General features: G+C 61.2%; 15 protein-coding genes. 6 read left to right on the top strand and 9 right to left on the bottom strand.

Annotation, left to right across the window (positions count from 1 at the left end; genetic code table 11):
- The first annotated feature begins 609 nt into the window (after positions 1-609).
- The 4 genes from PQQ53_RS22360 to PQQ53_RS22345 all read left to right on the top strand — a co-directional run bounded on the left by PQQ53_RS22360 (position 610) and on the right by PQQ53_RS22345 (position 7,384).
- Positions 610-2,532 carry a PrkA family serine protein kinase gene (locus PQQ53_RS22360; protein ID WP_408143763.1) on the top strand — a complete coding sequence of 641 codons (1,923 nt, stop codon included), beginning with the start codon at positions 610-612 and terminating at the stop codon, positions 2,530-2,532.
- 283 nt (positions 2,533-2,815) lie between these two features.
- On the top strand, positions 2,816-4,087 hold the full coding sequence (locus PQQ53_RS22355) for a YeaH/YhbH family protein (protein WP_408143761.1): 1,272 nt from the start codon (positions 2,816-2,818) through the stop codon (positions 4,085-4,087).
- A complete protein-coding gene (locus tag PQQ53_RS22350; RefSeq protein ID WP_408143759.1) occupies positions 4,084-5,799 on the top strand; it encodes a SpoVR family protein in 1,716 nt (571 codons plus the stop codon). Before PQQ53_RS22355 ends, PQQ53_RS22350 begins: the two co-directional genes overlap by 4 nt.
- Before the next feature lie 280 nt (positions 5,800-6,079).
- Positions 6,080-7,384, top strand: a complete 1,305-nt coding sequence (locus tag PQQ53_RS22345; RefSeq protein WP_408143758.1) for an MFS family transporter — start codon at positions 6,080-6,082, stop codon at positions 7,382-7,384.
- Between the two features lie 110 nt (positions 7,385-7,494).
- Here the strand turns inward: PQQ53_RS22345 and PQQ53_RS22340 are convergent, their stop codons facing one another.
- The 5 genes from PQQ53_RS22340 to PQQ53_RS22320 form a co-directional block, all read right to left on the bottom strand.
- Positions 7,495-7,716, bottom strand: a complete 222-nt coding sequence (locus PQQ53_RS22340; RefSeq protein ID WP_408326206.1) for a hypothetical protein — start codon at positions 7,714-7,716, stop codon at positions 7,495-7,497.
- A gap of 290 nt (positions 7,717-8,006) precedes the next feature.
- Positions 8,007-9,089, bottom strand: coding sequence for a glycosyltransferase family 2 protein (locus PQQ53_RS22335; protein WP_408326203.1), 1,083 nt, complete (start codon positions 9,087-9,089; stop codon positions 8,007-8,009).
- A gap of 214 nt (positions 9,090-9,303) precedes the next feature.
- Entirely contained in the window at positions 9,304-9,483 is a 180-nt protein-coding gene (locus tag PQQ53_RS22330; protein ID WP_408153695.1) for a hypothetical protein, read from the bottom strand.
- A gap of 67 nt (positions 9,484-9,550) precedes the next feature.
- Positions 9,551-10,480, bottom strand: a complete 930-nt coding sequence (locus PQQ53_RS22325; RefSeq protein ID WP_408143750.1) for a LysR family transcriptional regulator — start codon at positions 10,478-10,480, stop codon at positions 9,551-9,553.
- Between the two features lie 477 nt (positions 10,481-10,957).
- Complete coding sequence (locus PQQ53_RS22320) at positions 10,958-12,358, bottom strand: DHA2 family efflux MFS transporter permease subunit (protein WP_408153693.1); 1,401 nt, start codon at positions 12,356-12,358, stop codon at positions 10,958-10,960.
- Between the two features lie 152 nt (positions 12,359-12,510).
- Between PQQ53_RS22320 and PQQ53_RS22315 the strand changes: the two genes are divergently transcribed.
- Together PQQ53_RS22315 and PQQ53_RS22310 are read left to right on the top strand one after the other, a co-directional pair.
- The gene (locus PQQ53_RS22315) at positions 12,511-13,371 is read left to right on the top strand and encodes a LysR family transcriptional regulator (RefSeq protein WP_408143746.1); all 861 of its coding nucleotides are present in this window, start codon (positions 12,511-12,513) and stop codon (positions 13,369-13,371) included.
- A gap of 448 nt (positions 13,372-13,819) precedes the next feature.
- On the top strand, positions 13,820-15,394 hold the full coding sequence (locus tag PQQ53_RS22310; protein WP_408326304.1) for a methyl-accepting chemotaxis protein: 1,575 nt from the start codon (positions 13,820-13,822) through the stop codon (positions 15,392-15,394).
- A gap of 77 nt (positions 15,395-15,471) precedes the next feature.
- Here the strand turns inward: PQQ53_RS22310 and PQQ53_RS22305 are convergent, their stop codons facing one another.
- The 4 genes from PQQ53_RS22305 to PQQ53_RS22290 all read right to left on the bottom strand — a co-directional run bounded on the left by PQQ53_RS22305 (position 15,472) and on the right by PQQ53_RS22290 (position 19,391).
- Positions 15,472-15,909 carry a carboxymuconolactone decarboxylase family protein gene (locus PQQ53_RS22305; RefSeq protein WP_408143745.1) on the bottom strand — a complete coding sequence of 146 codons (438 nt, stop codon included), beginning with the start codon at positions 15,907-15,909 and terminating at the stop codon, positions 15,472-15,474.
- An 887-nt stretch (positions 15,910-16,796) separates the two neighbouring features.
- Entirely contained in the window at positions 16,797-17,384 is a 588-nt protein-coding gene (locus tag PQQ53_RS22300) for an AAA family ATPase (protein ID WP_408326200.1), read from the bottom strand.
- The gene (locus PQQ53_RS22295) at positions 17,384-18,001 is read right to left on the bottom strand and encodes a 3'-5' exonuclease (protein ID WP_408326301.1); all 618 of its coding nucleotides are present in this window, start codon (positions 17,999-18,001) and stop codon (positions 17,384-17,386) included. The genes PQQ53_RS22300 and PQQ53_RS22295 overlap by 1 nt, the downstream gene beginning before the upstream one ends.
- Positions 17,985-19,391, bottom strand: a complete 1,407-nt coding sequence (locus PQQ53_RS22290; RefSeq protein WP_408326197.1) for a radical SAM protein — start codon at positions 19,389-19,391, stop codon at positions 17,985-17,987. Before PQQ53_RS22290 ends, PQQ53_RS22295 begins: the two co-directional genes overlap by 17 nt.
- Positions 19,392-19,683: the final 292 nt, after the last annotated feature.

Here is a 19,683-nt window from a genome sequence, read left to right as displayed (position 1 = left end):
CCCTGCGGGCGACGCGGTTAATCCAAACGGCGAGCAGCGCGTCGCTCGCTCAACGATTCATCGTGTGCCCGTTGGATGGAGCGGAACCAAATGGTGTCGCGCGTTGACGAACCGCCTGACGATGGATGAGCGCACATGTAACAGTCGCGTGCGCGTGTCGACCGGATGCAAGTGCCGCGCGTTGAATGAAAAAAGCGACCGGGCATGAAAAACGCATGACGTCTGTGCGTTCAGTAAGAAAGTGTGCGTACGCAGACAGCATGTCCGATGCTGCAGCGAGATCGTTCGATCACGACGATCAAGTGGAGCAGTGGAGTCGTGCAGGAGCACTGAGCAGAAATGTGCGGACCGGAAGGCCGACGCATGACCATGACGACGGGTGCAGCAGGCGTGTCACATGTGGCCAGAATTGCTGCGATGTGAGTGCAAGATTGTAGGTGGTCGAAACTTGGTTTCCAAGTGATGAATGTCGGGAGGCGGGTACGGCGCGATTTTCGCAACGTAGTTCGTGAAAAAAAATTTAAAAGGGTTTAGGATGAATTCGAGCGATGTCGTTTCCGAATAGCGCGCCGCGCACGACATCGGTCTAGACTTCGGCGAGGAGGTAGCATGGATATCTACGGCAGTTTCGCGACCCGCTTCGAGAAAACGCGAGAGGATGAACTCTCGCTCGAGGAGTATCTCGCGCTCTGCAAAGACAATCCCGCCGCGTACGCCACGGCTGGCGAACGCATGTTGACGGCAATCGGAGAACCGGAACAGATCGACACTCGCAACGATCCGCGCCTGTCGCGCATCTTCGCGAACAAGGTCATCAAGGTATACCCCGCATTCCGTGAGTTCTACGGAATGGAAGAGGTGATCGAGCAGGTGGTCGCCTACTTCCGGCACTCGGCCCAGGGGCTCGAAGAAAAGAAGCAGATTCTGTATCTGTTGGGACCGGTCGGCGGCGGCAAATCGTCGATCGCGGAACGTCTCAAGCAGCTCATGGAACGCGTGCCGTTCTACGCGATCAAGGGCTCTCCCGTGAACGAGTCGCCGCTCGGTCTGTTCGACTACGAGGAAGACGGCCCGATTCTCGAAGAACAATACGGCATTCCACGCCGCTACCTGAAAAGCATCCTCAGTCCGTGGGCGGTCAAACGCCTGCACGAATACAACGGCGACATCCGCAAATTCCGCGTGATACGTCGCTACCCGTCGATTCTTCGCCAGATCGGTATCGCCAAGACCGAGCCGGGCGACGAGAACAATCAGGACATCTCGTCACTGGTCGGCAAGGTCGACATCCGCAAGCTCGAACAGTATGCGCAGGACGACGCGGACGCTTACAGCTACTCCGGCGGCCTGTGTCTCGCCAATCAGGGCCTGCTCGAATTCGTCGAAATGTTCAAGGCGCCGATCAAGGTCCTGCACCCGCTGCTTACCGCGACCCAGGAAGGCAACTTCAAGGGCACCGAAGGCTTCGGCGCGATCCCGTTCGACGGCGTGATCCTTGCGCACTCGAACGAGTCGGAATGGAAGGCGTTCCGCAACAACCGCAACAACGAAGCCCTGCTCGACCGGATCTTCGTCGTGAAGGTGCCGTACTGCCTGCGCTACGGTGAAGAGATCAAGATCTACGAGAAGCTGCTGCGCAATTCGTCGCTGGCGAATGCGGTGTGCGCGCCGGGCACGTTGAAGATGATGGCGCAAATGTCGGTGCTCACGCGTTTGCAGGAGCCCGAGAATTCCAGCCTGTTCTCGAAGATGCAGGTCTATGACGGCGAGAATCTCAAGGACACCGATCCGAAGGCCAAGTCGTATCAGGAGTACCGCGACTTCGCGGGCGTCGATGAAGGGATGACCGGCGTGTCGACCCGCTTCGCGTTCAAGATCCTGTCGCGCGTGTTCAACTTCGATTCGACCGAGGTTGCGGCCAATCCGGTGCACCTGATGTACGTGCTCGAACAGCAGATCGAGCGCGAGCAGTTCCCGCCGGAAACCGAGCAGAAGTATCTGTCCTTCATCAAGGACGTGCTGGCGTCGCGCTATGCGGAGTTCATCGGCAAGGAGATTCAGACCGCGTATCTGGAGTCGTATTCCGAGTATGGTCAGAACATCTTCGATCGCTACGTGACGTACGCCGACTTCTGGATTCAGGATCAGGAGTTCCGCGACCACGACACCGGCGAAAGTTTCGACCGCGCGGCGCTGAACGCCGAACTGGAGAAGATCGAGAAACCCGCGGGCATCAGCAACCCGAAGGACTTCCGCAACGAGATCGTGAACTTCGTGCTGCGTGCGCGTGCTGCCAACGCGGGGAAGAATCCCGCATGGATCAGCTACGAGAAGCTGCGCGTCGTGATCGAAAAGAAGATGTTCTCGAACACGGAAGAACTGCTGCCGGTGATCTCGTTCAACGCGAAGGGCTCGGCGGAAGAGCAACGCAAGCACGAAGACTTCGTCAATCGCATGGTGACGAAGGGCTATACGCCGAAGCAGGTGCGCTTGCTGTGTGACTGGTATCTGCGCGTGCGCAAGTCGTCATGACGGGCGTGGCGTGCCGCCCGCGCGGTCCTGTTGCGCGGGCACCCTGCGAGGCGCAAGCTGCATGGACATAGCGTTGCTGACGCTGCACCAGGCGGCGTGTGTCTCGCGCACCGGAAATTACAGTAGCTGCGTGGGATGGGAGCAAGTGCTTTGCAGGTGACCGGAGTGACGCGCTAAAGCGCAAACACTGGTCGACGGCTAAAGCGCCGACTCCATCGACGTGCGCTGCATCGGACCGGAGTCAGCGCCAAAGCGCTAGCTCCGATCGACAGGGAGACCGGGCGTGCTTCATCAAATCATCGACCGCAGGTTGGCTGGCAAGAACAAGAGCATTGCAAATCGCGAGCGTTTTTTGCGCCGCGTCAAAAACTACATTCGTCGCGCCGTGTCGGAAGCGGTGCGCGACCGCAGCATCAAAGACATCCAGAACACCCAGAGCATCACGATCCCGCGCAAGGACATCGCGGAGCCTTCGTTCCGCCACGGTCCTGGCGGCAAGCGCGAGATGGTGCATCCGGGCAACTCGGACTACATCCGCGGCGACAAGATCCAGCGCCCGCAAGGGGGCGGCGGCGGAGGCGGGGGCAACCAGGCCAGCAACGAAGGCGAAGGTCAGGACGACTTCGTGTTCGAACTGAGCCGCGAAGAATTCATGCAGTACTTCTTCGACGACCTCGAACTGCCGCGTCTCGTCAAAACCCATCTGATGGCCGTGCCCACGTGGAAGAGCATCCGCGCAGGCTGGGCCGCCGAAGGCACGCCGAACAACATCGACGTGGTGCGTTCGTTGCGCAGCGCGCTCGGCCGGCGCATCGCGCTCGGTGCGCCGCTCGTCAACCAGCTGCACGAAATGGAGCGGCAGCTCGAGGCGATGAAGGCCGATCCCGCGGATCGCCGCGACGAGATCAAGCTGCTCGAAGAGGAAATCCATCATCTGCGCGGCCGAATCTGGCGGATTCCGTTCATCGATCCGTTCGATCTGCGCTATGTGAACCGCGTGAAGCAGCCCACGCCGTCGAGCCAGGCGGTGATGTTCTGTCTGATGGATGTGTCCGGTTCGATGGACGAGCAGCGCAAGGATCTCGCCAAGCGCTTCTTCATCCTGTTGTATCTGTTCCTCAAGCGTAACTACGAAAAGATCGAAGTGGTCTTCATCCGTCACCACACGCGCGCCGAGGAGGTCGACGAAGACACGTTCTTCCATTCGACCGAAAGCGGAGGCACGGTGGTGTCGAGCGCGCTCGAACTGATGCAGAAGGTGATGGACGAGCGCTACTCGCCGACTGAATGGAATATTTACGGGGCGCAGGCATCGGACGGCGACAACTGGACCGACGACTCGCCCAAGTGCCGCAAGATACTCGCGGATGACATCCTGGAGAAGGTGCGCTATTTTGCGTATATTCAGGTCACACCGGAGGAACAGAATCTGTGGCTCGAATACGCGCAGCTGGCGCTGAGCCAGCCGCACATGGCGATGAAGAAGGTCGAAACCGCGGCCGACATTTATCCGGTGTTTCGCGAGCTGTTTGAAAAGCAGGTGGCGTCCTCATGACGAACGAGCACCTGCACAACGAAGCGCGCGGCTATCAGCCGGAGCGCGGGAAAGGCGTGCCGCAGCAACAGTCGGGGCATGCCGAGGCCGGGGCGGACCATGCTGGCGCCGCCGCGGCCGCAGCAGTCGACAGCGCTGCAGCACGGGGACACACCGGAACGCCCACTGAGGGGCAAAGGGAAGTCCGTATGAACGTAGCCGATAGACGGCCTCTGCCGTGCCCGTCCGACTGGACCTTCGAATTGATCGAAGAGTACGACTCGCATATTGCCCGTGTTGCAGAGCAATATGAACTCGACGTGTATCCGATCCAGCTCGAACTCATCAGCGCCGAACAGATGATGGATGCGTACGCGTCCGTCGGTATGCCGGTGAACTACCGTCACTGGTCGTTCGGCAAACACTTTCTCTCCACCGAAAAAAGCTACCGTCGCGGGCAGATGGGGCTGGCGTACGAGATCGTCATCAACTCCAATCCCTGCATCGCATATCTGATGGAAGAGAACACGATGACGATGCAGGCGCTCGTCATCGCGCATGCGGCTTACGGGCACAACTCGTTCTTCAAGGGCAACTATCTGTTCCGGCTGTGGACGGATGCGCATGCGATCATCGACTACCTCGTCTACGCGAAGAACTACATCGCCGAGTGCGAGGAGCGCTTCGGGCTCGACCGCGTCGAGGAGCTGCTCGATTCGTGCCATGCGTTGATGAATTACGGCGTGGACCGTTACAAGCGTCCGCAGAAACTGTCGCTCGAAAAGGAGTTTGCCGCGCGCCGTGAACGCGAAGCCTATCTGCAATCGCAGGTGAACGAACTGTGGCGCACGCTGCCCACGCGCCATACGCCGCTGCCCGAAGAGATCGAGGAGCGCTATCCGCCGGAGCCGCAGGAAAATCTGCTGTATTTCGCGGAGAAAAACGCGCCGCTGCTGGAGCCGTGGGAGCGCGAGGTGATCCGCATCGTGCGCAAGGTCGGTCAGTACTTCTATCCGCAACGGCAGACCCAGGTGATGAACGAAGGCTGGGCGACCTTCTGGCACTACACGCTGCTCAACACGATGTACAACCAGGGCAAGCTGGAAGACGGCTTCATGATGGAGTTTCTCCATTCGCACAGCAACGTGGTCTATCAGCCGCCGGTGACGAAGCCGTATTACAGCGGCATCAATCCGTACGCACTCGGCTTTTCGATGATGAGCGACATCCGCCGTATCTGCGAATCGCCCACTGAAGAAGACCGCAGGTGGTTCCCGGAACTGGCCGGCAGTCCGTGGCTGCAAGCGATGCACTACGCGATGCGCAACTTCAAGGACGAGAGTTTTGTCGCCCAGTATCTGTCGCCGCATCTGATCCGGGAAATGCGTCTGTTCTCGGTGCTCGACGACGACATGCGCGATGCGCTCGAAGTGTCGGCGATTCATGACGACAGCGGTTATCAGTACGTGCGGCAGGCGTTGTCACGGCAGTACGACATGCATCATCGGGAGCCGAACATCCAGGTGTGGGCGGTCAACACGCGTGGCGACCGGAGCCTGACGCTGCGGCACTTCATGAGCGACAACCGGCATCTGTCCTCCGATAGCGACGAGGTGCTCAAGCACATGGCGCGTTTGTGGCAGTTCGACGTGTTTCTCGAAAGCGTCGACGAGAACGGCACGGTGCGCAAGCGCTACGAATGCCGGTACGTGCCGCCCATTGTGAGAGTGTGAAATACGCGGGATTGGCGGCCGGTCGAACGCCATTCGATGTCTGTTCCCAAGCCCCTGACGGTCGCCAGACTGCCAGGGGCTTTTCTCATCAGGCCATGGCGCGGGCGCACTCGCACGGCCATGCGCCGAACCTCGTCATAAGATTGACTGACAAACACCCATCTTCCGCTTGCAATTCTGTAAAATTCGCGCACGCGCACGGCTAGCACCTCGCGGCGCACGTTGTGAAGGCGGCGACACGACCGCCATCTTCGTTTCAAGACAAGGACAGACACCAGCAATGACCGACCTAACCGACCAATCCGTGGCCTCGGCTCACGACACACGGCGCCGCATCTTCGCGATCGTTGGCGCTTCATCGGGCAATCTCGTCGAGTGGTTCGACTTTTACGTCTATTCGTTCACCGCGCTGTATTTCGCGCCGGCCTTCTTCCCGAGCGGCAACACCACCACGCAGCTGCTCAACACGGCCGGCGTGTTCGCGGCGGGCTTCCTGATGCGTCCGATCGGCGGCTGGTTCTTCGGCCGCCTCGCCGACAAACACGGCCGCCGTACCGCGATGATGATCTCGGTGTTCATGATGTGCGGCGGCTCGCTCGTGATCGCGATGCTGCCCACCTACGCGCAGATCGGCGCGCTGGCGCCGACGCTGCTGCTCGTCGCGCGGCTCTTCCAGGGGCTGTCGGTGGGGGGGGAATACGGCACCAGCGCGACTTACATGAGTGAGGTCGCGCTCAAGGGCCGGCGCGGTTTCTTCGCGTCGTTCCAGTACGTGACGCTGATCGGCGGCCAGTTGTGCGCGCTGCTGGTGATCGTGATCCTTCAGCAGGTGCTGTCGCCTGCGGAAATCAAGGCGTGGGGCTGGCGCGTGCCGTTCGTGATCGGCGCGATCGCCGCGTTGATCGCGCTGTATCTGCGCAAATCGCTCGACGAAACCACCACCGCCGCGACGCGTCAGCGCAAGGAAGCCGGCACGCTGCGCGGCCTGTGGGTGCACAAGGGCGCGTTCATGACGGTGCTCGGCTTCACGGCTGGCGGCTCGCTGATTTTCTACACCTTCACGACCTACATGCAGAAGTACCTCGTCAACACGGCGGGCATGCAAACGAAAACGGCCAGCTCGGTGATGACCGCGGCGCTGTTCGTCTACATGCTGATGCAGCCGGCGTTCGGCGCGCTGTCGGACCGTATCGGCCGGCGTCGTTCGATGCTGCTGTTCGGCCTGTTCGCGACGATCGGCACCGTGCCGCTGCTGCATGCGCTCAAAGACGTGACGAGCCCGTATGCGGCGTTCGGCTTCGTCGTGCTGGCGCTCGCGATCGTCAGCTTCTACACGTCGATCAGCGGCCTGATCAAAGCGGAAATGTTCCCGCCGGAAGTGCGCGCACTCGGCGTGGGCCTGTCGTACGCAGTGGCCAACGCGATCTTCGGCGGCTCCGCGGAATACGTGGCGTTGTGGCTGAAGTCGGTCGGTGTCGAGACGATGTTCTTCTGGTACGTCACGGTGATGTGCGCGATCGCCGGCATCGTGGCGCTGCGTATGCGCGATCCGTCGACGGAAGGGTACTTGCGTCACGAACCTTGAGCGTCCACGGGACAGCAGGGCCGCGCACGGGAGTGAGCGGTTGAAAAGCGGCGGCCTGGGGCGACCCGGCCGCCGTTTTCATTGCATGAACGAAGCGGCAGGTGACACGCTCAACTGACGACGATCTCCGTGCCCCATGCATGCAACAGATCGCGCAGCGCCTCCGCCTGCGCCATCTTCGTGCCGCTGCGCAAATGAATCTGCAGCGCGCGACCCGCGATGCCGTCGATGGGCTGCACGAGCCACAACTCCACCGCAAGCCCCAATCCTTCCGGCTGATCGACGACCACCGGTTCGATCACACGCGGCTTGAAACAGGCACTGTCCGACATGGCGAATCACCTCCGGGCTGATGACGGTTCGAGCTCATCGTAATCAGCGTCCTGCGCCGCACCAAGCAACAAATACGCGTTTGCTAAGCAGAGGATGCTTAGCAGGATATGCGCATAGAGGTGGGGTCGGCGGCGGTGGGGCACGAGGCCGCGTGGTGAGAGACGTGCGGCGAAAAACGCGTAACGGCTAGCTGCGCCACGCGCGCGCATCCTCAGTTGTGCTGACGGCGACGACCGCGGCGACACGCAACCGATGCGCCATCGCCACGTCAGCACCTGCGCACCGCGAATCACACCGGCTCGGATCGATCCGTCACGAGCTCGTTGACGAGCTCCTCGACGACGGCCGCCGGATCGGCCACCACCGCGGGCGCGGCAGCCACGGCGGCCGCCGTAGCCGCTGCAACGGCCTGTTGCTGCGCGCTCAAGGACCCCCGTGCAAGCATCAGAAGGTGATAGTAGAACCGCGCACTGAGCCCATAGTTGTATGCGTACAGATGGGCGAGCGCGATCTGCAGACCGCGCAATGGCTGGCGGTTGCGCGCATGAACCGACACGACGATCGGCGCGAGACGCCGCAGCGCAAGCTTGCGCGACGGCTCCAGTTGCGGCGGCAGTGGTAACGCCTTCACGAACGCATACGCGCTGACCGTCGCCGCCGTCTCTGTGCCGCGCGTGCTGCGCGAGATCGAGGTCGCGGTCTTGCGATACACCGACACATAGTCGTGCAGATAGAACACTTCGCGCGCCGCGAGACAGAGCTCGGTGCCGAACACGAAATCGCAGCACGTGCCGTACTGATCCTTGTAGCCGATCCGCTTCACGAGACGGGCGTCGGCCATCCAGCCGTTGTTCGGGAACATCTGGATCAGGCCGGTTCTGCCCGGCAGCGGCTGCAAGCCTTCGGCGTCCTTCGTGCGCCGGAACGCCGCATTCAGCCGCGTGCTCGCGTCTAAGTCGACGGCGCCGTCGTGATCGGCTTCGTACTGGTCGCCGAAAGCGGCCCCGAGTTGCGGATGGCGTGTCCACAGCGACACGAGTTTTTCGACGCCGTCGGTGGTGAGCAGATCGTCGTCGTGAATCAGCAGGATCTTGTCGCCGCTCGCGCGCTCGAACAGGCTCGCGACGTTGCGGGCCTGGCCGAGCGGCGGCTGATTCAGCGTGTAGCGCACGCGCGGCTCCCGCCCATAGCGGGCCGCGATCAGTTGCTGGGTGCCGGTGTCTTTCGAATCGTCGCCGATCACGATTTCCAGATTGCCGTAGCGCTGACCGAGGCACGAATCGATGCAATCGGCGATCAGCTCGGGGCGATTGCAGGTCGGCAAGCAGATCGAGACTTTGGCGAGACGGGGAGGAGCCTGGGGGATGGACATGGGCGTCGCCTTTTTTATGGATTAAGGGGCGGCAGCCGGTTCGCGTGGCGCGCGTATCGCTGCAAGCAGCAAAATAGTCCATTATGCGAAAAAAATATTCGGTAAAAATCAGGAAGAAATGTTTGCCTTCCGAAAGCCGATGAAAGGGAAAAAATTTACGCGGCTTCGCTGCCGAATTACAGCAAAGCCGCTTGACAAAACGCGCTTATTTTTTTTAACTGACCGACGGCTCGCCCTCGCCGGGCTTCTTGCCGGGACGGTCCGCGGGAGACTGGTCGCGGCCCTCGTCGTGGCGTTCGGGCAGCTTGCTCTTTTCGTTATCGCTGTGCTTGACGGGCTGCGGGTGTTCGATGTCAGCCGGTTTGCCCGCTGCATGTTGCTGGGTTTCGCTCATTGCCGCTCTCCTAGGTGGAAGACAGCTTTGATGCAGCAAGGCGCAGGCCTGGTGCCGCGCGGCTGCTTCATGCAGCCGCGTCGCGCGGCGCACCGCCCGTCAGCGAAACGATGAATTCGAAAAACGCCCGCACCTTGGCCGGCGGATGATGCCGCGACGGATAGAGCGCATACAGCGGATACACCTCGTCGCCCCATTCGGGAAACAGCTCGACCAGCTTGCCGCTCGCCAGCAACGACTCCGCGCCGAGCGACAGAATCTGCGCGACGCCCTGGCCCGCCGTGCACACGCTATGCAACGTGCCTACGTCGTTCACCGTCAGGCGGCCTTGCGGCGTTATCACGAGCTTCTTGCGGCCGCGATGAAACTCCCACGCGAACGGGTAGCCGGTCAACGGATCGCGGAACTTGATGCATACATGCTGGCCGTTTTCGAGTTCGGCCGGGTTGGCCGGATGTCCATGTTTCTTCAGGTACGACGGCGCCGCCACCGTCAGAATGCGCGTGTCCAGCAGCTTGCGAGCGATCAGCGTCGACACCGGCGGATCGCCGAAGCGGATCGCGAGATCGAAACCGTCGGCGACCATGTCACCCAACTGATCGCGCGTGATCAGTTCGAGTTGCAGATCTGGATGCCTGTCGATGAAACCGCCGAGGCGCGGTCCGAGCACGAGGCGCGAAAAGAATGGGTCCATGTTGACGCGCAGGCGTCCGCGTACGGCGGTCGCGCCGTGAGCGGCTGAAGCCGCCGCTTCTTCGAGCCCGCCGAGCAGCGGCACGATCTGTTCGTAGAAGCGCCGGCCTTCATCGGTCAGCATGACCGAGCGCGTGGTGCGATCGAACAGGCGAATGCCCAGGCGCGCTTCGAGCCGTGCGACCGAACGGCTAACCCCGGATTGCGACATGTCGAGCGCTTCGCCGGCCGCCGCAAAACTGCCGCAATCGACGATCGCCGTGAGCACGCCCATGCCGTTCAGCATGCGCTCGTCAAATGGCATGTGAATTTCCTTTTGTTATGACTAATGGACGACATGCTAACGCGAAATTCTGTTTGAATTCATGCCCTCGCGCAGGGGCGTAAGGGCTGTCGAGACCAATAAATGATCGCGTGTCATGAATGCAATGATGGTGACGCTATTGCGTCAGTCGCGCTGTCGCCGTTGATTTGCGCGAGCGCAACCCGGAAACACGATGGGATGCGTTTCTCGCTATGCAGTGCACATATTTTGTCGCGGCAACGGGGAGCGCAACGTGTCGCGGCCGCGCAGGAGGGCGCGGTTCAGGCGTGCGATGGCTTTGCGGCTATCCATCGTTTGCCGGATAGGGGAAGGAGGGGATAGCAGGGCACCGGATCTATGCAATCAGATCAGGCCCGGCCAGTTGCGGCGACATGCGCCACGGGTTGGTGAACCGGCGGCGATCGACAAGCGGCCGACCGGCAATCACGAAGAATGAGACAGGGAACAGAGAACGCCTCACCGCCCCGCGCTCGGCGCCGCCTGTCCCCGCACGACGCGCGTGCCGGACGGCTCGTCGAGATGACGGAACACCCACGCCGACAGCAGCGTGATCACGCCGACGCACACGAAGGCGAGGCGAAACCCCAGCGCGCCCGAGCCCGATTGCGCGGAGAACAGATTCACCAGCCCGCCGCCGATCGACACGCCCAGCCCGATCGCCAGCATCTGCACCATCGAGAAGAGACTGTTGCCGCTGCCCGCATCTTCGTGCGAAAGATCCTTCAGCGTGACGCTGTTCATCGCCGCGAACTGCATCGAGTTGGCGGCGCCGAACACGGCCAGAATCGCGATCTCGATCACGAGCGGCGTGCCGCGCGAGATCAACGCGAACCCGACGATCGCCGATCCGACGATGATCGTGTTGACCAGCAGAAACGTGTCATAACCGTAGCGGCGCACGAGCGGCGCGATCCAGCGTTTGGCGAGCGTGCCGGCAAGCGCCGCGGGCAGCATCATCAGACCCGAGTGCAGCGGTGAGTAGCCCAGCTGCAGCTGCAACAGCAAGGGTACGAGAAACGGCACGGCGCTCGAGCCGACCCGGCACACGAGGTTGCCGATCAGTCCCACGCTGAAGTTCGGCTCGCCGAAGAGCGACAGCTTGAAGAGCGGATCGCGCCGCGACCGGGCGTACGGAATGTAGGCGAGTGCGCTGGCGACGGCGAGCGCGAACAGCCCCGCCGACCAGGCCGCGCGATGCGAGGGAACCGGCGCGTCGATGGCAAGCGAAAACGCGATCATGCACAGCGACAGCAAACCGCAGCCGATGAAATCGAACGGCGGCGCCTGCGTGGTGTCGTGCGACGGCAAAAACCGCTGCACCGCATACAGACCGGCCGCGCCGATCGGCACGTTGATCAGGAAAATCCAGTGCCACGTGATCGCCTGCACGAACCAGCCGCCGAGCGTCGGTCCGGCGATCGGCCCCAGCTGGCCGGCAATCGAAATGAACGCGAGCGCCGACACGTATTGCTCGCCGGACACGCTGCGCAGCACGGCGAGCCGGCCGATCGGCAGCAGCATCGAGCCGCCGAGACCTTGCAGCACCCGCGCCAGCACCAGTTGACCGAGCGTGTGCGCGCTCGCGCAGCAGACCGAGCCGAGCACGAACACGAGGATTGCGACGAAATAGACGCGCCGCGTGCCGAAGCGGTCGGCGAGCCAGCCGGAGGCGGGCGTGAGCATCGCCATGGTGAGCGTGTAGGCGACGACGATCGGTTGCATCGCGAGGGGCGCGACGTGCAGGCTGTTGGCGATCGACGGCAACGCGGTGTTGACGATCGTCGTGTCGAGCGACTGCATGAAGAAACCGGCGGCGACGATCCAGAGCAGCGCGGTGTGGGCGGAATCCTTGGTCATCTTTTTTTCACGGGCGAAGCGGGCTGAGGGCGCTCGCGCGGGGCAATCATGGGGGGAATTCCGTCATCATATTGACATCGTCGTCAATCGGGAACCCCACTAGGGACGCTGACTGTTATCGACTTTGCCGATAAGCAGCGCGACAATGCCGCATGCTCAATCCCATTTGGCTCAAGACTTTCGCGACCGTCGCCGCCTGCCACAGCTTTACCGAAGCGGGACGGCGGCTGAACCTCACACAGTCGAGCGTCAGCGAACACATCCGGCGGCTCGAAGAGAGCGTGGGCCGGCGCCTCTTCGTGCGCGACACCCATTCGCTCGCGATGACGCCGGACGGCGAGGCGATGCTCGCGCATGCCAGCGTGATTCTGCAGGCGCTCGCGCGAGCCGAGTCGCAGTTTCGCGCGCCGCGCCTCAAAGGCCGCGTGCGCCTCGGCTCCTCGGACGACGTCGCGCTCGGGCCGTTGCCCACGGTGCTGGCGGCGTTCCGCGACGCGCATCCGGACGTCGAACTGGAGATCACCATCGGTATGACCGGCAAGCTGTACGAACTGCTGGACGCGGGGTCGATCGATCTGCTGGTCGGCAAGCGGCGGCTCGGCGACCGGCGCGGCGTGCCGCTTTTCACGGGACGGCTGGAGTGGCTCGCGCGCGCCGGCACGCTGGTCGATCTGAGCCAGCCGCTGCCGCTGATTCTGGTCGCCGAGCCGAGCGTGACGCGCGCGGTCGTGCTCGACGCGCTCGCCGAAGCGGGCTTCAGCTGGCAGGTGGTCTGTACGAGCAGCAGCCACGCGGGCTGTATCGCCGCCGCGCGCGGGGGCCTGGGCATCACGGTGCGTCCGCAGTACCTGGCCGCGCGGGGGCTGGCGCCGCCGCTGAATGCTGCCGGTCTGCCGGCATTGCCGTCGGTGGAGTTCATCGCGCTGGCGGCGAAACGGCTGAGCCGCCCGGCCGGCACGCTGCTGCAATTGCTGCATGACAGCGATCTGCGCGGGTCGTGGATCGGCGAATGACGACGGCGGCGGGCGCGCTCGGGTGATGTAGGGCGCGGCCGGGTCGGTTCTGCTTCGGCTGCGACAACGCCGCATCATCCTTCAGCGTCACGATCTCAAACGCCGAGTTCGTCAAGCAAGACGGCCGCCGCGCGGCGCCATAGCTCGTCGAAGACACAAGCAGCCGTTGCACCGCGTTCTGCGCGCCCCCTCTCTCTGTGCGCAATCACGCGCCACCCACCTGTTGCGCGTTTACGTCGCGTGTCTCCGATTTATTTTGTCACCTAAGCGCCCATCGCTATACTTTCCATATGTGGTTATATGTTCCATATAAGGAACATAAAGCTGCCCAAAACGACAATACATGGACCATGAGAAAGGCGCCGGAGACCGTCCGCCTTTCGCCCGTGCGCCGGGGCCGCACGTCATGAGCCAGAGCGCGAGACCAGCCAGAACGACAACCACCATGATGACCAAAAACCTGACGATCAATCTACGGATCGCGATCACGATCGCGTTTCTCGGCGTGCTGCTGATTGCCACCGGCGCGCTCGGCATGCTCGGCATGAGCGAAAGCAACCAGGCGCAGCGCGATGCGTACACGGTGCATTTCGCGTCGGTGGTGGCGCTGGGCAAATCGGGCACGGCGATGTCGCGGGCACGCTTCGGGCTCGACTGGGCGATGAGCAATCCGCATTCGCCGCAGTTGGATGCGCAACTCGAACGTGCGCGCATGCTGCTCGGCGAGTCGGACAAGTGGTGGAACACCTTCCGCGATCTGCCGAAGACGCCCGAACTGCAACGTCTCACCGGCGACCTCGACACGAAGCGCACCGCCGTGCGGCGCGACGGCATCGACAGACTGATCGAGGCGATCCGCGGCGGCGACGCGAGCTGGATGGACGAAAGCCGCGCGAAGCAGCTGATCGGCCTCTATACGGCGATGAATACGAGCCAGGGCGCGCTGGAAGACTATCTGAACCACCAGGCGAGCGACGCGAACGAGCGCTCGGCCGCGCTCTTTCATACGCTGCTGCTCGCGTGCCTTGGCAGCGTGCTGGTGGGGTTGACGGTGGCGTTCATCAGCTGGCGCATGCTGCGCCGCGCGATCATGACGCCGCTGAACGACGCGCTGCGCCAGTTCGATGCGATCGCCGCCGGTGAGTTGACGACCCGCGTGCCGATTCGCTCGAACGACGAAATGGCGATGCTGCTGCGCGGCGTCGCGTCGATGCAGAACAAGCTCGGCGCGACTGTCACCACCGTGCGCGCCGGTTCGCATTCGATTGCCTCATCGACGCAGCAGATCGCCGCGGGCAATCTCGATCTGTCGCAACGCACCGAGGAACAGGCCGCGTCGCTCGAACAGACCGCCGCGGCGATGGAGCAGCTCACCTCCACCGTGCAGCTGAACGCGGAGAACGCACATCATGCGAGCGAACTGGCGTCGCGCGCGTCGGAGATGGCCGCGCGCGGGCGCGATTCGGTCGGCAGCATGGTCGAGACGATGCGGGTGATTCACGCGGGTTCGTCGAAGATGACTGGCATCATCACCGCGATCGAAGGGATTGCGTTTCAGACGAATATCCTCGCACTGAATGCCGCGGTCGAAGCGGCGCGCGCCGGAGAGGAAGGGCGTGGTTTCGCGGTGGTGGCGGGCGAGGTGCGCAGCCTCGCGCAACGCTCGGCGGCGGCCGCGAAGGAAATCGGCTCGCTGATCGCGGAGTCGACCGCGCGCGTGCAAAGCGGCGCGGGCCTCGTCGACGAAGCCGGCGGCACGATGCAGGAGATCGAAGCCGCGATCGGGCGTGTCGCGCGTATCGTCGGCGAGATCGCGGCGGCGTCGAAAGAGCAGAGCGAGGGTATCCGCCAGGTGAGCCTCGCCGTCACGCAGATGGACGAGGTCACGCAGCACAATGCGGCGCTGGTCGAGGAAAGCGCCGCGACCGCGAACTCGCTCGCGGATCAGGCGCGGCAATTGAGCGAATTGACCGCGGCCTTCAAGGTCGCGAACGAGGCGGCGCTGCGCGAACTGTCGTTCTGAATCTCGCCGTCGTAGAGATGCAGCGACGCAGCGACGCAGCGACGCAGCGATGTAGCGACGTTCAGACCACCGCCGCTTCAGCCCGGCAGCTTGCGAAACGAAATCGCAAAGCGGTTCCACGCGTTGATCGCCGACACCAGCAGCGTCAGGTCGACCAGTTCCTCGTCGCTGAAGTGCGGGCGCACTGCGTTCCACACCGCGTCCGGCACATGCTCTTGCGACACCAGCGTCAGCGCCTCGGTCCATTCGAGCGCGGCGCGTTCGCGATCCGTGAAGAACGGCGTTTCGCGCCATACCACCACGGTCGCGAGACGGCGCTCGGTTTCGCCGCCCTTGCGGGCATCGGTGGTGTGCATATCGACACAATACGCACAGCCGTTGATTTGCGACGCACGCAGACGCACCAGTTCGGTCAGCGATTTTTCGAGCGCCGATTTGCCGATGCGCTCTTCGACGCCGATCAGCGCCTTGATCGCGGCGGGGTTGGCTTTGTAGAAGTCGAGACGTTGTTCCATGATTCACTCCTGAGTCGGGTTGGACGCATTCCGTGGTGCGATGGAGGTAGCTTAGTCCGATGACTGGATTCTCAAAATGACCGATTCTGGTTATTTTTAGGTGACCACTTGAGACTGACGCCAGCGCGCCGCCGCGGCCTGCGAGCGTCCTTGCCCCTTATCGCGGCAAACCACCAGAATGAGGAGAGTCGTGAGATTCGCTGTCAGTCACAGACTTTCGGAGCTCTCATGGTGGGGCGGACCGACGATTGTGAAGACGCGTTGCTCGCCGGGAAAGTCTGCTTTTTGACTTCTGGCAGCTGGCATCCCTGGCGAAAGCCGATACTTGAGCTGCGCAGCCGGAGCGCAGTCTTCCGATAAGGAAGCTGAGTATTCGAGTCGATATTGCCCGCCGCTTTGGATTGGCTAGGGATGTGCGGCACGACGGGACGGGGGATGCCTGCCGACGAACTTCAGGAATCGGCCAAGAGGGGGCAGTCGTGGTGCCGCAAGGGACGGCCGTAAAAGTCCTGAATGCGGTCATCCGAACGCAAGCTTTCAATCAAGCTTCCTGAGTGCGCACCAGGCTTCTCCCACATCACTATCACTATCACCTTCACGCACTCTCGACATTCATGGTGATGCGGACCGCTCGATAAGTTCCAAATCGGGCTACGCGCGCTTCATATGCGAACATCGTATTGAGTGAATTTAACTACGCCCCCTCCTTGAAATACGCCAGGTCGCGTTCTGAGTAAGAGATTACGTATCGCCCCGTATCAGTGTCGCATACGACAACTCCTTGTGGCCGCGCCCGTGCCCCACGTGCCGTAAGTCCGGACTTCTTGTCCGTCGACATATTTCAATGCGAGCTCCAGGACCAATATTCTAAGCGCTCCGTACTGCAACTATTCGTCGACGCTTTTAACGGCTGATGTCGAAATCTTGTCCAAAAAATCTTCTACGAGACGCAACGACTCCGGCACCTCAGGGTTGAGCGTCGAAATGTGCAGTTCCTTCAGCGAACGGGTTATATGCTCCTCGGCTGCTGCCCGGAAAGCTTGATCGAGATCACGGCCCTCGCCCAACGGGATCGTTTTGTCGAGTTCTGTCTTGAAGAGCATCGCGTAGCGAGATGAATGCATTCCGACGAGCGTGTACAGATAGTTCCGCTCCGCTTCGGTGATGGTGCGATGTGTTGATGCAAGTGCGGCCTCGAGATAGCCAATCGCATCTGAGACCGGGCGATCGACGAGAATCAAATCACACTTCAGTGCAAGCTCGAGCTCGCTCGAAATAACCGATGCGATGATCCAAAGCGTGCTTTCGAAGGTATGGTCGCGCAAGATGGGAAATCCGGCGGCTTGACAGCGAGTCGCGACATCGCCCACCCTTTCCACGCGAAGCCCGCGACGTTCCGCCTGTTTGCGCACTTTCTCGAAAAACGTTGACTTTCCCGTCGAGTGTGTACCCGTAATGCCGATCATCTGCGCCATCAGAATAGGTCCTGTTGCTGATTGTTGATGAATTCAGGTGTCGCGGTCGCTGCTATGTCGATGAGCTTCCTGAGCGTAGCCCGCCTCGAAGCCTCGAGAGTTTTAATCAAGTCGAGGAATAAATAGGCCGTTGCGCGTGCGTCTCCCGACGCTCGGTGAAACGTGCTCAAGCGAACGTCGATTTGCCGCTCCGATACGAGAGATGACAAAGCATAAGATCGAGCACTCGGATGCACTGCGCGAGCCAGTTTTAGCGTGTCCAGGACGAGGACTGGGTGCCAGTTCGAGATGGCCCTCTTCAGAAGTTCAACGTCTAGGTGCACGTTATGACCGATTACGATTTTAGCGCTCAAAGCCGCAGACACTTGGCCCACGACATCGGACAGACTCGGCTGATCGGCCACCATCTCATTGCTGATACCGTGGAACGCAGTCGCTTGGGCCGTCACAGGTTTTCTGGGGCGAACAAGCCACTCGTCATGGCGAGGCATAAGCTCGCCGGCACTGATATGGAATATCGCGAGCTCGATAATCTCTTGGGGCGTCTCACCGTTTCCCTCTATGTCAACTACAGCGAAATCCCACTGGGTCCATTGCGTATCAAGCCTTTCCAGCATCGTCGCCACCAGTCTGCAATCGTCTTTGGAACACAACGGGCCTTTCTTCGGCCAGCGGTGCCTGATATTGCTGCATTTCTCCAAGCTTGATTTGTTGAAGCAACGACCGACGGGCCTCATCGTCGAGGAAACTCAGTTGCTGCTCAAACATCGCTGCTTTCATGTCTGCAAGCTCGATGCTCAGCCGCGACAGCCGATATTCCTTGGTTTTGTCGTCGATCTGGTCAGCGTAGTGCTCAGCCGGGGTATCAGGCCTCGCTGAAAAAGGGATAGCGACGTTGATCTGCAGGTCTAGTGCACGAGCGAGCTTCAATGTTTGCTGAAAGTCGCTCTCTGTCTCACCGGGAAACCCGACCATCCAGTTGCAGTAGAACACAACATCAGTGGTGTTTCGGAAGGCCGCATAAGCGTCCGAAATCTTTGACAAATCCGGATTGCGGTTCATGGCTCTGAGTATCTGCTCAGAACCACTTTGCAGTGACACATAGAGCAGATCAATGTTTCCCGAATCGCAGAGACTCTTCAGAAGCTCAGCGTTCTTCATGAACGTCTTCGGCTCGATGTATCGGATCGAAAGACGAATCTGGGGATTGAGCGCCACGAGCGCTCGCAGCAGATCGGCAAACCTCGGTCCAGCCCCCTCTGCTCCGTAGTTCCCAACTTCATCACCTACGAGAATTAGTCGCCTGACACCACGGTCAAGTGCGGCCGTTGCTTTCCTCAAGATATCGTCGATGGGTACCGACTCAAAATCACCTCTTCCCCGAGGAATACTGCAGAACGAACAACGGTATAGGCAGCTTCGCGTCACAGTAATAAGCTCGGCCGACTCCTCCTCGTGGTAGAAAACGAACCCCTTCGTCGTGCGCCTGTACAAACTCGCCAGCGCAGTTCCGTGCTCACGATCCAGTTGCTCGAATCGCGCGAGCACCTCGGCCTTCGCGGTTCCGACTCGCCGCCGCATTTGAGTCAATCCGTTGTCCGGGTTGCCTTCGAAATCGTGCGCCGTATCCTGAGAGATGTCTCGATCGAGCGCTCGAAAGTCTTGACCAGTGCGGTTGCGCAGGATGTCCGCGTGCGACTGAAAGTTGATCGGACGAGCCGCGATAGCCGCGCTTACAACGCCGGCACTTACGTTCGCGATACAGCCTGTCACTGTGATCTTTGCGCTTGACGCTCGTGAACTGATCTGGTGAATCTGGCTTATGGCGTCATCCACCCAAGTGGATCGTACGGAACACCCAGAAAAAATCACTTCATCGGCAAGCTCAGGCTGGTCGACGATGACGTAGCCATCGCGCTCGAGCCCCACTTTGAGCACGTTAAGATCGTAGCTCGAATTCAGACAAGAGTTATGCGCTAGGAACACTCGGCGCCCGTTTTGGTTCATTTGGTCTCGCATCGCCCCGCGTAGTGGGGACATTATTTTCTGCGCGGCGGCATGTCGAAATCCAACGCGCCGCACAAACTTTTAGCAAATTCTTAAGAGGACCAACCCTTGCAATGTGTCCTCAAAGAAGTGTTCTAAAATGCCACCGTCTAGCCTTTCAAGCAATAGTCCAGTTGAATGCGATAAGTCTTTACGCGGCGCGATATTGACAATGGGCGAAAACGAGCTGGTCCACAAGGCGTTTGCTCGTCCAATCCAGCCCAGTCCGTCGGGTAGCAGATCGCGATTGAGT

The sequence above is a fragment of the Paraburkholderia strydomiana genome, assembly GCF_046030495.1.
Taxonomy (GTDB): domain Bacteria; phylum Pseudomonadota; class Gammaproteobacteria; order Burkholderiales; family Burkholderiaceae; genus Paraburkholderia; species Paraburkholderia strydomiana_A.
The sequence above is the reverse complement of the archived record's forward strand: the minus strand, read 5'-3'. Positions and strand labels throughout refer to the sequence as shown.